Raw genomic sequence first — 212 nt, 5'->3', positions numbered from 1 at the left:
CCGCGTCGAACAGCTCCAACCCGAGCCCTGCGCTCATCGGCACCAGACCCGCCCGAGCCGACCGCGCCCGATCCGCCGCGTCGAGGGACGCGGCCATGCCGGCGGTGTCCCACATCCCCCACGCCAGGCTCACCGCCGGCAACCCGAGCTGCCGCCGCCACACCGCCAACCCGTCCAGGAACGCGTTACCCGCCGCATACGCCGACTGACCC

General features: G+C 74.5%; 1 protein-coding gene. It reads right to left on the bottom strand.

Going from position 1 to position 212, the window contains the following annotated elements; translation table 11 throughout:
* On the bottom strand, positions 1 to 212 hold a 212-nt coding region (locus ACSNOB_RS32210; protein ID WP_436691244.1), incomplete at both ends, for a KR domain-containing protein.

The sequence above is a fragment of the Micromonospora sp. URMC 106 genome, assembly GCF_051386395.1.
In the GTDB taxonomy this organism is placed as follows: Bacteria; Actinomycetota; Actinomycetes; order Mycobacteriales; family Micromonosporaceae; genus Micromonospora.
This window is presented reverse-complemented; position numbering and strand designations above follow the sequence as displayed.